This is a genomic window from Methanoregula sp. (assembly GCF_041645475.1).
Taxonomy (GTDB): Archaea; Halobacteriota; Methanomicrobia; order Methanomicrobiales; family Methanospirillaceae; genus Methanoregula.
This window is the reverse complement of record NZ_JBAZQA010000002.1, coordinates 59,842-74,503: the sequence shown is the minus strand read 5'-3', so window position 1 is coordinate 74,503 and position 14,662 is coordinate 59,842. Positions and strand designations below refer to the sequence as shown.

12 protein-coding genes are annotated in these 14,662 nt (G+C 54.6%); 7 read left to right on the top strand and 5 right to left on the bottom strand.

What is annotated here, in order from left to right; translation table 11 throughout:
- Positions 1–331: 331 nt before the first annotated feature.
- The gene (locus WC598_RS02250) at positions 332–1,582 is read right to left on the bottom strand and encodes a PQQ-binding-like beta-propeller repeat protein (RefSeq protein WP_372959840.1); all 1,251 of its coding nucleotides are present in this window, start codon (positions 1,580–1,582) and stop codon (positions 332–334) included.
- Between the two features lie 341 nt (positions 1,583–1,923).
- Here WC598_RS02250 and purB point away from each other — a divergent pair, with 341 nt between their 5' ends.
- The 3 genes from purB to WC598_RS02235 all read left to right on the top strand — a co-directional run bounded on the left by purB (position 1,924) and on the right by WC598_RS02235 (position 5,606).
- Entirely contained in the window at positions 1,924–3,264 is a 1,341-nt protein-coding gene (purB, locus tag WC598_RS02245) for an adenylosuccinate lyase (protein WP_372959839.1), read from the top strand.
- A 184-nt stretch (positions 3,265–3,448) separates the two neighbouring features.
- Entirely contained in the window at positions 3,449–5,251 is a 1,803-nt protein-coding gene (locus tag WC598_RS02240; RefSeq protein ID WP_372959838.1) for a PAS domain S-box protein, read from the top strand.
- Positions 5,241–5,606: a response regulator gene (locus tag WC598_RS02235; protein WP_372959837.1), complete on the top strand. Its 366-nt coding sequence runs from the start codon at positions 5,241–5,243 to the stop codon at positions 5,604–5,606. Before WC598_RS02240 ends, WC598_RS02235 begins: the two co-directional genes overlap by 11 nt.
- Positions 5,607–5,766: 160 nt before the next feature.
- Here the strand turns inward: WC598_RS02235 and WC598_RS02230 are convergent, their stop codons facing one another.
- Together WC598_RS02230 and dcd are read right to left on the bottom strand one after the other, a co-directional pair.
- A complete protein-coding gene (locus WC598_RS02230) occupies positions 5,767–7,599 on the bottom strand; it encodes a threonine--tRNA ligase (protein WP_372959836.1) in 1,833 nt (610 codons plus the stop codon).
- A gap of 100 nt (positions 7,600–7,699) precedes the next feature.
- Positions 7,700–8,257: a dCTP deaminase gene (gene dcd, locus WC598_RS02225; RefSeq protein WP_372960074.1), complete on the bottom strand. Its 558-nt coding sequence runs from the start codon at positions 8,255–8,257 to the stop codon at positions 7,700–7,702.
- Positions 8,258–8,417: 160 nt separating this feature from the next.
- Here dcd and WC598_RS02220 point away from each other — a divergent pair, with 160 nt between their 5' ends.
- Positions 8,418–8,999 (top strand): archaellin/type IV pilin N-terminal domain-containing protein, encoded by a 582-nt coding sequence (locus tag WC598_RS02220; protein WP_372959835.1) that lies wholly within the window; start codon positions 8,418–8,420, stop codon positions 8,997–8,999.
- Between the two features lie 169 nt (positions 9,000–9,168).
- On the top strand, positions 9,169–10,395 hold the full coding sequence (locus WC598_RS02215) for an amidohydrolase family protein (protein ID WP_372959834.1): 1,227 nt from the start codon (positions 9,169–9,171) through the stop codon (positions 10,393–10,395).
- A 346-nt stretch (positions 10,396–10,741) separates the two neighbouring features.
- On the opposite strand, the gene WC598_RS02210 is transcribed toward WC598_RS02215, so the two are convergent.
- Entirely contained in the window at positions 10,742–11,506 is a 765-nt protein-coding gene (locus WC598_RS02210) for a sulfide-dependent adenosine diphosphate thiazole synthase (protein ID WP_372959833.1), read from the bottom strand.
- Positions 11,507–11,574: 68 nt separating this feature from the next.
- Positions 11,575–12,174, bottom strand: coding sequence for a thiamine-phosphate synthase family protein (locus tag WC598_RS02205; RefSeq protein ID WP_372959832.1), 600 nt, complete (start codon positions 12,172–12,174; stop codon positions 11,575–11,577).
- Between the two features lie 400 nt (positions 12,175–12,574).
- Here WC598_RS02205 and WC598_RS02200 point away from each other — a divergent pair, with 400 nt between their 5' ends.
- On the top strand, positions 12,575–13,738 hold the full coding sequence (locus tag WC598_RS02200; protein ID WP_372959831.1) for a serine hydrolase domain-containing protein: 1,164 nt from the start codon (positions 12,575–12,577) through the stop codon (positions 13,736–13,738).
- Between the two features lie 295 nt (positions 13,739–14,033).
- A complete protein-coding gene (locus WC598_RS02195) occupies positions 14,034–14,558 on the top strand; it encodes a hypothetical protein (protein ID WP_372959830.1) in 525 nt (174 codons plus the stop codon).
- Positions 14,559–14,662 lie beyond the last annotated feature (104 nt).

The following is a 14,662-nucleotide window of genomic DNA, read 5'->3' as shown; positions in this document are numbered from 1 at the left end:
AATTCTTTTGCAGGACCGTAACTTACAAACCGGGTGGAGATATTGTTGGACGGGTAATGGGTCCCCACCCCCATCTGTAACCGTGTAAGAAACCCGGGGACGAATTGGAGTTCCCATGAAATCACAGCCTCGTATGGAAATAATGACGGATGCTGAAATCCCCCGATGCACCCCGGGCTGTTTCAACTCGTCGTATCATGAATCCAAGTGGACGAATGAAGTTCAGTATACATAATCTTCTCATACATCATTTTTTTAACTCCTCTTCAGGGCCCGTGTCTCGAACAAGTGTATCCGGTGAAGAAAATTTTTTACTAAAAAATGAGTTTACTTATGATTCCCGGCGGGTGACGGCATAAATGCAGATTAACGCTGTGATCGAGAGTACAATTTCCGAGGATGGCAGGGGATTTGGACGGGGGTTCTGATCCTGGGGGGCAGGTGAAAACGCATATGTCTTTCCGGTCATGGTCGTGATATAGAGGGTATCCCCGCTGATTACCGGCTGGGATGAAATACTGGTCCAGTCTGCCGGCATCTCTTTTTCCCAGATCGGGGTTCCGGTTTTTATGTCAAGTGCCACCAGACCGGCGGATGGCATCGTCCCGACAATATACAGGACCGGCCCCGCGATTGACATCGATCTGGATCTCCCCTCACTCTCGTAGATCCATTCAGTTTTCCCGTCCTCAAGACGAAGCGCCGTGACGTTATGGCCAAAACGGTCGTCAACGATAAGAAATTCCGGATCTGCCGACAAGGTTCGTGAGTAGCCGGGAAGAGCTGCCCTCCAGATCTCACTCCCGTCATTCAGCCAGAATGAGCGGACGGTCGCATTGCCCCCGATAAATACCCGATCGCCGGATATGACCGGGGCACTCCCGGAAAGGATCGGGATTTTTTGTATCCATCGCTCTTTTCCCGAGGCAGCATCAAGCGCTATCAGGGTACAGGATTGTTCATCCGGAGAGGATTTGTAGGCAAACGCGGTCCGGGAATCGCCGGCAGTGCTGGCACCAGATCCTGATCCGGCATCTGCCAGTTCTGATTCCATTGAATTTATCGCCAGAATGACCGTCTCATTTCCCGCGGTAAGGGGGAGATACGAATCGATCCGGGTATGCCGGGTCTCCTGCACCAATAATTGCGGATGATATGTCCAAATTACACTTCCATTATGGTGATGAAATGCCGTGACATTTCCGGCGATAAGCAGGTCTTTGTACAGGATCGGGGAATTCGGACCGGTGACCGGCTGCCTCCAGACTTCCATCCCGTTTTTCAGGCTGATAACCGATTCGTTGTTCCATGCATAGAGATAATCATGGTATGCAACGGCAGGCGAAGCTCCGGAAAAGCGCCAGATCAAGGACCCGTTAACAGTAGCGCGTGCACCGGTCCCGGTCTCAAATTCACTCCCGTTCAGCAGAACATCCCGGGTGTAGACTATATTATCGGATACAATTACCCCGGGGGGAGGATAGGTATCCATAAAACCCCGTTCGGTAATCCAGGATAGTTTCAGGGGTGGCGGGATGATATCCGGAGAGAATGAGGTATGCCCGGAATCTTTTCCTGCCATGCTCCAATCCATTGCGCTCACAGGCTGGATAACCAGCAGACATATGATCGCTGTGTGGAGTAAAAAAAAAGGGGAGATTCCTTGGTTCATCAGGGTATTTATTTACATCGCAAATTTATATTTCTAATGATTTTAATAACGGGCGCAAAGATAAACTCATGGAGTTCGATAGACAGGGCATCTTCCCTTTTTCAGCACTTCGGGTAAACGATCCCTATATCTTTTTTTGATCACCTCATTCTTTCAATGGTTTTGTGCAGGGAATAGTCAGGATATTCCCATTGCCCGGCAAGGGATGATCCCCCTCACCCCTTATATTCCGGCAAAACCCATTTCTACCCATGGCAGTCCACCCCATCGAGGAGCGTTACGGCACACAGGAGATGCGTGCTGTCTGGAGTGAGAAGTACCGGTTTTCCTGTATTGTGAAAGCCGAGGTTGCGCTGGCAAAGGCCGAAGCCCGCCACGGCATGATCCCGGCCGCAGCAGCAGTCGAGATCAGCGAGAAGGCACACGAAGCCTCGCTTGAGCGGGCAAAGGAGATCGAGCTGGAGATCAGCCACGACATGATGGCCATCGTCAAATCGATAACCGAGGTTTCAGGAGAGTCCGGGCGCTGGGTGCACTACGGTGCAACGAGCAACGATATTCTCGACACCGCAACCGGCCTCCAGCTCGGCCAGGCGCTCAACCTGATGGACGAAAAACTCCGCCGTCTTCTTGGCGTGCTTCTCAAACGGGCAGACGAGAACAAGACGCTCGTCTGCATTGGCAGGACCCACGGTCAGCACGGCGTCCCGACCACCTACGGTCTCCGCTTTGCGATCTGGGCGAGCGAAGTGAGCCGGCATATCGAGCGGCTCGAACAGATGCGCCCCCGCGTTGTTGTCGGCCAGATGACCGGCGCAGTCGGGACACAGGCAGCGCTCGGCCCCAAAGGCCTTGAAGTCCAGGCCTCCATGATGGAATTCCTTGGCATGAGCTCGGTGGACGTCTCAAACCAGGTGATCTCCCGCGACCGGTATGCGGAATTTTTCATGTTCTGCGCTGGTGTTGCAACAACGCTCGACAAGATTGGCGTTGAGATCCGCTCGCTCCAGCGGACCGAGATTGGGGAAGTCGAGGAAGCCTTCGGTGCAAAGCAGGTGGGTTCCTCCACAATGCCACACAAGCGGAATCCCATCAAATCGGAGCAGGTCTGCGGTCTTGCCCGGATCATCCGCTCGGCGGTCGAGCCTGCGCTCCAGAACAACACGCTCTGGGACGAGCGCGATCTCACCAACTCCTCCTGCGAGCGGGTGATCTTCCCAGAATCCTCCATCCTCACCGATCACTGCCTCCGGCTGATGACCGTTGTCCTCGAGGGGCTCGTCATCAACAAGCCCGCAATCCGGAGAAACCTCGCGTTCCTCCACGGGATCAACATGGCGGAATCGGTGATGATCGAGCTCACCAGGAAGGGCATGAGCCGGCAGGACTCCCACGAGCGGATCCGGACGGCCAGCATGAAAGCGCTTGCAGAAGGAAAACCCCTTGCCGAGATCCTGGGGGCAGACCCGGAGATTGTCCGGTACTGTTCAAAGGCCGAGATCGACGCCCTGCTTGCCCCCGATGCCTACATCGGAACCGCGGTTTTGCAAGTCGAGCGCCTGAAAGAAAAACTCTCCCCGCTCTGTGTCTGAACAAAGCCCCGATCCTTTTTTTGATGCCGGAATACACCGGTTTTTCCGGGTCGTCCTGTGCTGTTCAGTTCGCGGTATCCCCGGGGGCACTCCTGCCAGTCGTACAAATGATTACAGATTTACGGATTTTCACCTGCAAAGAGACGGGTTTTATTAACTTTGACCGTGAACAACGAGAATATCCATGAACCGGAACATCAGGGTTGCAGGAAAACCGTTATCGCACACCGATATCGTCCGTATCTCCGTTATCGTATCCCTCACCCTGTGCTGTATTCTCATCACCGCCATCTCCCTCTCGCTCCACATCGAGACGTTCTACTCGCAGCTCTTTTATTTCCCCATCCTCTACGCCACGTACTTTTTTCCACGGCGGGGCCTCTACCTTGCCGGGTTCTGCGCTATCGCGTACGAAGTGCTTGCGTACTTGTACGTCTTTCCCAATGCGGCAGGTCTGCTGCTGACTACCGGCCAGGCAATCCTCTTTATCTGTATCGCCGCGGTTGTCTCCTACTTTATCGAGAAAGTCAATGCAAGCGAAGCCCGTTACCGCAGCATCTTCGAGACCTCGCTCCTTGGGATCGTCCTCTTCGACCAGAACCGGTTTGAGATACGTATGGTAAACGCGTTCCTCCTGGACCTGATGGGCTATACGCAGGAAGAACTCTACACGATGACATTTCCCCAGCTCTTCGCCTCGAAAGATGAGCAGCGGCGGTTCTTTGAATTTCTGGGTTCAAGCGAAGATGTCACGAATTTTGAGACCCAGTTCCTCTCCCGCACAAAAGGAATCCTCTGGGTCAACCTTGCCTGGAGCCGGATAACCGGAAACCTGGTCAGCTGCTCGGTCATCAACATCGATGAACGGAAACGCGCTGAAGAGGAGGCAAAAGAGAATTACCTGCAGTACAAGCAGGTCACCGAGAACGCCCCGACATCGATTGTTGTTCTCCGGAACAACACGATCGTCTACGTGAACCCCTCGTTTCTGGCATTTTCGGGCTATGACGCAGAAGAGCTCTTGGGAAAAGACCTCTTCCCGCTCATCCACCATGAGGACCGGAACGAATTCCCGTTCTTTTCCGAGACCGCGGATGCACGGATCCCCCTGCCCGTCATGACCGAGTTCCGGCTCCTCTCGAAATCCGGCGAGCTCCGGCTTGCGGCCTTCTTCTTCACCTGGATCACCCAGAAGGGCTGTCCGGCAGTCCTCATCAATGTCATGGATATCACCGAGCGGGAACGGCTCAAACTCACGATCCAGAAGGATAATGACCGGAGGCGGGGGATCATCAGCACCATTGCCCACGAGCTCCGCACTCCGCTCCAGCCGATCATGGGCTACCTCAACCTGCTCACGGAAGACCCCCAGACGTACGGGGTTACCGACGAGACCAAAGTTATCCTGAACCGGTGCGCAAAGAGCGTTGATCGCGAGCGGCAGATCATCAACCAGATGCTGGAACTATCAGTTCTCGATTCCGGCAAGATCCCCTTAAAATATTCCATCTTCTCCGTCAACTCCATGCTCCGGACAATCCTCGATGCCGGCGGATACGTGACCAAGGCCGAGATCACGCTTGACCTTCCCTCCGACCTGACCTTTGAAGCGGATGAGAACAAGATCTCGATTGTGATCGAGTCCATGATCTCGAATGCGGTCAACTACTCAAAGCCGCCCAGGAAGATCCGGGTGATCTACTCGACCACCCCTACCGATACCATGCACCGGTTGTCCATCCAGGACAACGGGATCGGTATCACCAACACCCAGCTGGACGAGATCTTCGAGCCGTTCCAGCTGGCCGACTCCTCGAACATGAGCCGGAAGTATGACCGGATCGGGCTCTCGCTCTCGATTGCCAAGAAATATGTCCAGATGCACGGGGGTTTCATCAGCGTGGATTCCATCGTGAATCTCGGAAGCACGTTTACGATCCATATCCCCAAGCAGCGCCCCATGGAGGAGATCGACCATGACGCATAAGATCCTTGTCGTAGAGGACGACCAGCCGATCCTTGACCTGATGGACCTGCTGATCCGCAAACTCGGGTACGAGCCGGTACTGATTGGGAACGGTCTTGAAGCACTTGAAGCAATCCGGAAGGATCCACCCTCGCTCGTCCTGCTCGATATCATGATGATGCCCATCAATGGCTGGGAATTTCTGGAAAAACTCCGGACCGAGTACGGGATAAAAGACCTCCCGGTCATCATCTTCTCTGCTGCCCCTGCGGTAGAAGAGCATATTGCCCGGATCAATGATCCCCATCTTGGGGTGCTCAACAAGCCCGTCTCGTTTGCAGAGCTCAAGGCGGGTATCGAACGCTACCTGAAGTAAACGTATCCGGCTTTTATTTAAGAGCACAACGTACCGTTCCGTCATTGTATCCCGGAACCCGTTTTTATTTTCCGGATATTTTTCGTATACCCGTTGTGCACGGCTCTTTCCGGATATCCGGTAACGCAGTATCGCTAAACAACGAAAAAAATAGAAGAGATCAGATATACCGGGCTTTCATTGAAAGATTCCGGGGGGTATAGAGGGGGCGGAACGGTTTTCCTTCCGTATCCTTCTTCACCGCTGCGATCACGGCGTCGGTGGTCATCTGCTCCTTGTGGGGCTTGTTCGGCTGCGACTTCTTCCGGATCGTGACCGTCAGGTTCTTCGAGGCTATTTCCTCGTCGCCTACTACGATCACGTAGGGAACCCAGTCCATGCCGGCTTCCCGGACCTTCTTGCCTACGCTCTCCTCGCGGTCATCGACATCGCACCGTACCTGTGCAGCGTTGATAGCATTGCAGACCTCTGCGGCAAATGTCCCGTGGCGCTCGGCAACCGGGACTACCCGGACCTGAACGGGTGAGAGCCAGGTCGGGAGTGCCGGGACTTCCTGCGTTGAGATATTTTCGAGGATTGCACACATCACACGCTCGACACTGCCCGTGGGGGAGCAGTGGAGGATCGGGGGGTAAACGGGAGTGCCGTCTTCCTTGTGATACTTGATGTTGAACCGGGTCGAGGACTCGACATCGATCTGGACGGTCGGGTTCTCGATCGGGCGGAGCTGGCCGTCGATTGCTGCAAGGTCGATCTTTGCAACCCAGTAGTGGACGCGGTCGGAGAGGACCTCGATGAGCATCGGGCAGTTGGATTCCTTGACGATCTTCTTGACCCAGGCCTCGTGCTCGGCATAGAAGGCTTCCGTGCACCGGAACGCGGCAACGAGTTTTGTCTCGAAGTCCTTGCCGGTCTGCCAGCCCATTGCGAGCTGCTCCTCGAAGCACGTGAGCGCCTGCGGCATGTCGAGGCAGAGCGAGTGCATGTCGGGCATCGTGAAGCACCGGAGGCGCTTCAAGCCGATGACCTCTCCCTTCTGCTCGTGGCGGAACGAGTAGGTCGAGAGCTCGTACATCTTCATCGGCAGGTGGTTGGGCGAGATGTGCATGTCCCGCATGATCGAGAACATGCCAAAGCAGGCCGCGAACCGGAGCATCATGTTCCGGTTGTTGGACTTGAAGCGGTACTGGCGCTCGCCGAACTTGTCGGCATGCTCGAAGATCGCCTTGTCGCCAAGGTCGTACATGACCGGGGTCTCGACCGGGGTGCCGCCGTACTCCAGCACAAGGTGGAGCACGTAATCGGCAAGCAGGTCGCGGACGATCTTGCCTTTGGGCATCCAGCGGAGGCAGCCGACATCGCTGGCCGGCTCGTAGTCCACGAGCTCTTTTCCGCGCATCAGGTCAACGTGGGCAGGGTCTCCCCCGACCGGGACCGCAACGCCGAGCTCTTTCTTGACAAGGCAGCCAAATGGCGTGTCATCGAGGAACTCCTTGTAATCGTGCTTCTTCCCGTCGGGAGTGAGCACGAACCAGGTGTGAGTGACTTCCTTCTTCGCCGGCTTGATGGTTGTCTCACCGGGAATAATGGTCCTGGAGAGCTCGGAGAGCGGGTGGCCCTTGCAGGAGAGCTTGAACGACTTATACCAGCCAAACGGTGCCCGCTTGACGGCAAAGCCTTCTGCCTCGAGACCGGTCTTAAGCGCATTGAGCACAGATACCGCGGTCTCGGGGGACGCGAGATCACTGGACAGGTGGGCATACGGGTAAATAAGGATTGATTCTGCCTTGACCTGTTCATTCGTCTTCCTGATCTCGGCGATTGCCTGGAGGATTACTCCGTCAAGATCTTCCTCGTCGATCGATTCCACGGCACAGAAAACCGTAAGGGCTTCTTCTTCCCTGTCCGCAAGGACAGCGCCCTCTTCAGCCATCTTTGTCTTCTTTTTGGCTTCGTATTCGATATAATCAGAATGGATTAAAAGAAGTCGCATTAATTCATCTCCGGATGGATCTGATCATTGATCATAAATGGGATTTACCGGTATATTATTGTGGGTAACCGGTGCTGATCCGTTGTCCTGTACAACCGGCCTAGAGATTCTTTTTGTTGGCATGGTACCGCGAGAGCGTTGCCTGCCGCTGGTCGAGGTACTTCGCATCGCATTTCTTGTCGTAGGGCATCTCTGCCCGCTCGGTCGTGTAGAAGACGAGCTGGCCTATGGGCATACCGGCATAGACTTTCACCGGGCGCGTGTTCACGTTCGCCATCTCCAGGGTGATCGTGCCCCGGAACCCGGCATCGATCCAGCCCCCGGTCTGGTGGAGGGTAACGCCGAGCCGGGCAATACTGGATTTCCCTTCAATGGTTGCAACGATATTGTCGGGAAGGCCGATGCATTCCAGGGTCTCGGCAAGGACAAACTGTCCCGGGTTCAAGACAAACGAGTCGGCATGGATCTCCTCTACATCCGTATTCACGGAATCTTTTGCAAAGGGATCGATGACCTCTTTTCCCGGCTTGTACCAGACAAAGTGGTTCCCGAGCCGGATGTCCAGCGAGTTGGGCTGGATCAGTTTTGGATCATAGGGATCGATTTTGATGTGGCCCCTTCCGATCCGGTCGAGGAGCTGCCAGTCAACAAGAATCATGGGGAATAGGTAGGCGCTCATGTATCATTAGGACTTCTGGCAATGGATCGGAATCCAGCAGCCTTTTAACAAATGGCTGCCGGGTTCCACCTATATTTATATACAAATCTATAAAAATAATAGAGAGTAATTTTTGTAAATTCTTCAGGGAGGTCCGTGTATGCGAACCCGTTGTACCAGAGATAATGCGTTTACCGGTCTTGAGGCTGCAATTGTCCTCATTGCGTTTGTTGTTGTTGCCGCGGTCTTCTCGTACGTTGTCCTCGGCGCCGGTTTTTACACAACCCAGAAGAGCCAGGAAGTGGTCCACACCGGAGTCCAGTCGGCAGGGTCCAACATGCAGATTGTCGGGAATGTCTACGGTGTCGGGACTCAGGGAGAGTCGATTGCGATGGTGAACTTCACCATCGGGCTTGCAGCGGGCGGAACGCCGATCGATTTTGAAAAAGTGGTCCTGGTGTACAGCAATGCCACCGAACTTGAGACCCTTGAGCCGATAGCCGGATGGCAGGGCACGGGCGTCACACCGGGTAAATGGGCGATTACCAGTGTCCAGAACCCGAGGGGTACTTCAAACAGCCTGCTCGAAAACGGGGAGTTGTTCGACATCTGCGCCTATCCCACCCGCGGCATCAACAAAAATGATGCCTTCTCCCTTGAAGTCAAACCGGATATCGGTGCTTCGGTTTCAGTCCGGCGGACTGCACCGGCATCTATCAATGGCGTAAATATCCTGTTTTAATTTTTTCTCTCGCTGTCTCACCCGGTAACCCCGGGCCGCAATTCTTTTTTCAAAGGCTTTTTGTAGAACCCGGATCAAGGAAAGGTGTGCGCCGCATGAGCTGCTGTGCAGCTGATCCTCCAGGCAGCAGCTTCGATCCGCAGAGGAACTTGAAACAATGGATGGTACCATGAAAACAATCATCAGAAACGGCCAGGTCCTGAATGTCCACACCTCCCGGTACGAGAAAAAGAACATTGTTGTAGAATCCGGCAAAATTACCACCCTGACAGAGAATCCCGTCACGGCCGGGCAGGGGGATGTTATCATCGACGCTGAGGGGAAATACATTATTCCCGGCCTGATCGATGCACACGTTCATGTGACCTCTGCAACCGTGGATCTTGCAACACCCCAGCTGCCCTTCACGTACATCACCTGCTGTGCGGCAAAGAACCTCTCGGATGCCTTGCAGCGGGGGTTCACCACCGTGCGGGATGTAGGCGGTGCAGACTTCGGGCTCGCCATGGCCGTTGAAAACGGGTTGATCCTGGGATCCCGGCTCTTTTATTGCGGGCGGGCATTAAGCCAGACCGGCGGGCATGGGGATTTCCGGGCCATGACCTATGACGGCGAATACGGGGCGCCCATGCAGACCTCGGCAACCAGTATCGGCCGGATCGCAGATGGGATCACCGAGGTCCGGCGGGCCTGCCGGTCAGAGTTCCGGAAGGGGGCATCCTTCATCAAGATCATGGCGGCCGGGGGGGTTGCATCCCCGGGGGATCGCGTGACCGATACGCAGTACAGCAGCGAAGAGCTGACGGCAATCGCAGAGGAAGCAGAAGCCAAGAGCACCTACGTTGCCGCCCATGTGTACTCGGCAAAAGCCATCCGGATCTGCCTTGATCATGGGGTAAGAACTATCGAGCATGGCAACCTGCTCGATGACGAAACCGCGGCCCTGATGAAGGAGAAGGAAGCGTACCTGATACCGACCGTCATCACCTATGACGCGCTCGCCCGGCGGGGCGCCGAATACCAGTTCCCCGAAGTGAGCATCAACAAGATCGCCTCCGTCCGGGTCCAGGCACTCGAGGCCGTGAAGATTGCCCGGAAGCACGGGGTGAAGATCGGGTTTGGTACCGACCTGTTAGGGCCGCTCTGGGAGGAGCAGAGCATTGAATTTACCCTGCGTTCCCACGTTGAGAAGCCGATCGATACGATCCTCTCGGCAACAAAGATCAACGCCGAGGTGCTGAACCAGTCCGGCACCCTGGGTGAGATCTCCGAACAGGCCACTGCCGATATTCTTATCCTGGCAAAGGATCCGGTTGAGGATATTTCCGCAATAACCGACAGCAGGAATATCCGTGTGGTCATGAAGGCCGGAACGATCTACAAAAATACCCTGTGAGCCGTCTGGCCCCCGGCACCAGGGTATGAAAAGTTCCAACCTGCGGGATGGTGAGGATATGCCGGATGCGGATACCGAGGAGGATGTGAGGTTTGAAACTGCCCGCAGGTTCGTGATCCGGCTCGGGCTCTCATAGTTCTCCCACAGGTTCATTGTCGCAATAACGCTCGCCGCAGGTCTCGTTGTCGGGAACCTGATGTACAAATCAAAACTCCGGGTCTGAACAACGACATCCGGTGCTTCGGGAAAAGGGGGCAAAAATGATCCGGAAGGACCGGGTGTTTACGTGGTCAAAGAAAAAATTGAGATACGCAAGATAACAAAAAATCAAAAAAGGTGTTTTCCATCACATCTTCAGGTTCTTCAAAACAAGATTGGCCGCATGCTCACCGGAGAGGAGCATTCCGCCAAATACCGCGCCCATCCGGCTCTCTCCCCCGACAGCATTTGCTGCCATACCGGCAACAACCAGGCCGGGGAATACCTCCCTGGTGTGCTGAAGGATATGGGATTCGGCACGGTCAGCCCACATGAAACTCTCACCTTTCACCTGGAGATTCCCGCCCTTCTTCTCCACGAGCCGGGCAACAACCGCATCATGGCCGGTTGCATCGACCGTGTACCGGCAGCCCATGACAAGGGGATCGACATGGAGTTTTCCCATCTCAACGGCAGTCCAGTTGATCACGAGCCCGCTGATCCGTCCGTCTGCCTTGATCATAACATCCTCTACGGAGGTGAGATTGAAAAATTCTGCTCCGGCATCACATGCGGCAACGGTAAGTTTGGAGACAGCTTCGACAGATTTTGCAACATAATACCCTTCTTTGTAGATAGTGGATTTGATAGAGAACCGGTCAAGCAGACTACGTGCCTCTTCCTGTACGACAATCCGGGGAAACATCATCCCGCCACCCCACATCCCGCCACCGATTGACAGCTTCTTTTCAATGATGCCAACCTTGATGCCCTTTTCAGCGATCAGTGCCGCACAGGTAAGTCCGGCAGGCCCGGCTCCCACGACCGCCACGTCCAGTTCCATATAATCGATCAGGGTATTCATCTGGGCTGAAAGAATCGCCCTGCTGATGGTAATTTCGTCGAGCTCCATAGTAATTGCCTCAATAATATTATTCGGAATACTATTACAACATTAGGATGCGAAGTCGGGGAAAAGAGTTATTCCCGCAGTTGTGCGTAAGCCCGTGCAATCCCGCACACATCCCGTGCAAGACTGATGGGTTCTTTTCCTGTCAGGATACAGACCGGCTCCTTTCCCATTCCACCGGTATCGCAGATAATTTTCGGCACCCTCCCCCCCGCAGCCCGGACCGCTTCTTGTGCTTTCCACGGCATCGATGACCCCTCGGCAATCCTGAGTTCGGCAGGCTCTATCCTCCGGTCAATCATGGCAGTCACCCAGCCCTGCTTTATGCCATAGTCTGCCAGCCAGTCTGAAAACCCCGGGGGATTTGCGAAATCGATCCCGGCCCGGACGGAGGGATCGGTTTTCATGAGTTCAATGATGAGCCGTGCCATATGGCTTGATGCCCCGAACCGGACTCTCCCGGGAGCCCGGGGCATACCGTTAATGATGGTAATCCGGCCATCAAAAGCCATGATTTCATCGGGCGTTTTTGCATGAGGATGGGCAAATGCCATGTTCGTCCTGACTTCAGGTATGAGAGAGACAAATTCCCGGCATTTTTCAATCTCCTCAAGAGCAATCGTCATCCGTCCGAACATATCGATCTCAGTTGCGAGGTCAGGTTGTTTCATTGTCCTACCCTGTTTATGTGAATAATGAGACGGGAGAGAATATTTCAGCTGTGGTTCGCGTGGCTTTGGCCCGGGGGCTGGCCGGGTCTCTTTGAAACGGTCCAGCCATGAACCGATCATCACATTCCGTTTGATAATTACCGGTACATGAACGGGCACCAGTACATGCGAATACCGGGGGGTCTGGGTGGTGACCGGAGCCGGAAGAAAGACCTCTTTTCCTCTTCGGGATGATTCCGGAGGGGAATATTTTCGTTTCATTAAAAAACCAACGGAAAAATGGGGGGAGGGGTACCTATTCGTCCGGCAATTTTCTCTGGGGAGATTTTTCCGGCAAACCCATTGGAGACAAAAACTGCCATTTATCATCTGTCACACCAACAACACAAACGATAGATCTATGTCTGACATCCAGCGTATCCTCATCGTCCTCATCGTCATCGCAGCAATCGTTTCCTCCGGGTGCACGCAATCCGTAACCCCGCAGCAACAGGCGGGGGGCAGGGGGGCCAGTCCACCCCCCGAAGAGACCAGAGCCGCTCTCCAGCACATCCTGGATACCAAAATCCAGGAAGCCGGCATCCCCGGTGCCGTTGTGGAGATCGTAACCCCGAAATGGACCTGGAATTCCGCTGCCGGGAACGCCTCCCCGATTACCGGAGAAAAGGCACAGCCCGGTATGCGCTTTTTGATTGCCAGCACGTCGAAGACGTTCACAAGCGTTGCGATCCAGAAACTTGCAGAAGAGAAGAAACTCTCGCTCGATGATCCTATAGATCGCTGGCTGCCGGCCGATCTTGTTGAAAAGATCCCAAACGGCAAAACGATCACGGTCCGCCAGCTTCTCGATCACACCAGCGGTATCGCGGATTATAACGAAATCTCCATCCTGCTCCGGGAATACCAGAACCCGGGAATTCCGGTAACGTACCAGGCCGCCATGGAACAGGGTATAAGTAAAAGCCCGCTCTACCCGCCGGGAACGAATTATACCTACTCGAACGTGAATTATATCCTCTTAACGCTGATCATCGATAACGCCGCCGGGGTTCCCTATGAGGATTACGTGACCCGGAACATCTTTGTCCCTGCGGGCATGAACGACACGTTCATCCTGGATATCAACCACATCCCCGGGCCGCACATGACTGCTACCCAGCGCGGAGAGAATGGCACGTATGCAGATTTTTCCAACCTGTATGTACAGTTCGATCGCGGGGCGGGAGACATTGTGAGCACAACTGCGGATCTCAACCGCTTCCACCGTGCGCTGCGGGAAGGGAAACTGATCAGCAAATCGTCGTTTGCCACTATGGAGAAACCCTCGATACAATCCCGCGAGCAGGGCTACGGTCTTGGGTATATGACCGGGCTCAATGCAGATGCGAACCTGACCCTGCAGGGTCATGGCGGGGGATACCCGGGTTCGTTCACGCTCTGGGATTACCTGCCGGAAAAGGATACCTACATTACCCTCAACTTAAATTCTGCCGATATGTCAACCGACAACCTCAGGCTGGTCCGCACAGCACTTCTTGCGTATCTTAAAGAAAAGGATCTGTAAGGGCGTTGATTTTCCCTCACCATTTCCTGCGGAGCCCGGGGGCAGGCCTGGTCTCCGCGTAACGGCCCGGCCGGGGGCGATGATCGCATGCCGTTTGACAATTGTCCGGTACAGGAACGGGTACCGGACCGGGCAGGCTCCGGAGATTTTGTAAGAGTGATCAGTGAGGTAATTGGCCGGGTAGATCTGCAGCAGCGTATGAGCAGAACATGAGCAGTACGAGCCGGGACAGCGGGCTGCCTTGCCGGATAGAGAAAAAGAATTTATTTATTGGTAGAGCTGGATTAGTGAAGCTATGAAGTCGTTTCAGCGTTCCGTTCTCCTTTTCGCAGTCCTGATTATGACCCTGTTCGTAGCGGGATGTACGAACAGTGCCCCACAGACGGTCCCGCTCATGACAACCCAGGTTCCGGCGACTGCCGCTTCACCCGGGAATGCCCCGGCATCCATGACGGAATATCCCGATATTACCGGAGTCTGGATATCCGATGAGGAGGCCGGGTATTACCTGAATACCACGATCCAGCCGGTCGCTATCGGTAAAAATACGTGGATCGTTACCTCGCAGCACGGCCATATCGCGGAGGGATACAAGGTGTTCAGACAACCGGATGGCACCTACGCAAACCAGACCCTGGTGGGTATTTTTGATCCTGACGGTAAGTCCGTCTACATGATCGATCGGCCGGGTGGATGGGCAAAAGGTACGATTGTCGGCCCGGATACCATGTTCCTTGCGCTCACTCATCCAGGGGGCAGGGATACGGATGGAAATGCATTTGCAATGACTATGACGTTTCACCGTCAGAAATCACCATAATTTTTTTTAGTATCCGCGTTTGCCCGTTACGAACCGTGCTTCCGTACAAGGAGACCCGGGCTCAACCCGTCCCCTCCGAAATCCGGGGGCTGGCCGTGTCTCCG

What these genes read in the sequence shown, in the direction of transcription:
- WC598_RS02235 (WP_372959837.1), top strand. Translation starts at nt 5,241, where the DNA reads ATGACGCATAAGATCCTTGTCGTAGAGGACGACCAGCCGATCCTTGAC.
- WC598_RS02205 (WP_372959832.1), bottom strand. Translation starts at nt 12,174, where the DNA reads ATGAAACAACCTGACCTCGCAACTGAGATCGATATGTTCGGACGGATG.
- purB (WP_372959839.1), top strand. Translation starts at nt 1,924, where the DNA reads ATGGCAGTCCACCCCATCGAGGAGCGTTACGGCACACAGGAGATGCGT.
- dcd (WP_372960074.1), bottom strand. Translation starts at nt 8,257, where the DNA reads ATGATTCTTGTTGACTGGCAGCTCCTCGACCGGATCGGAAGGGGCCAC.
- WC598_RS02200 (WP_372959831.1), top strand. Translation starts at nt 12,575, where the DNA reads ATGTCTGACATCCAGCGTATCCTCATCGTCCTCATCGTCATCGCAGCA.
- WC598_RS02250 (WP_372959840.1), bottom strand. Translation starts at nt 1,582, where the DNA reads ATGGCAGGAAAAGATTCCGGGCATACCTCATTCTCTCCGGATATCATC.
- WC598_RS02230 (WP_372959836.1), bottom strand. Translation starts at nt 7,599, where the DNA reads ATGCGACTTCTTTTAATCCATTCTGATTATATCGAATACGAAGCCAAA.
- WC598_RS02215 (WP_372959834.1), top strand. Translation starts at nt 9,169, where the DNA reads ATGAAAACAATCATCAGAAACGGCCAGGTCCTGAATGTCCACACCTCC.
- WC598_RS02195 (WP_372959830.1), top strand. Translation starts at nt 14,034, where the DNA reads ATGAAGTCGTTTCAGCGTTCCGTTCTCCTTTTCGCAGTCCTGATTATG.
- WC598_RS02210 (WP_372959833.1), bottom strand. Translation starts at nt 11,506, where the DNA reads ATGGAGCTCGACGAAATTACCATCAGCAGGGCGATTCTTTCAGCCCAG.
- WC598_RS02240 (WP_372959838.1), top strand. Translation starts at nt 3,449, where the DNA reads ATGAACCGGAACATCAGGGTTGCAGGAAAACCGTTATCGCACACCGAT.
- WC598_RS02220 (WP_372959835.1), top strand. Translation starts at nt 8,418, where the DNA reads ATGCGAACCCGTTGTACCAGAGATAATGCGTTTACCGGTCTTGAGGCT.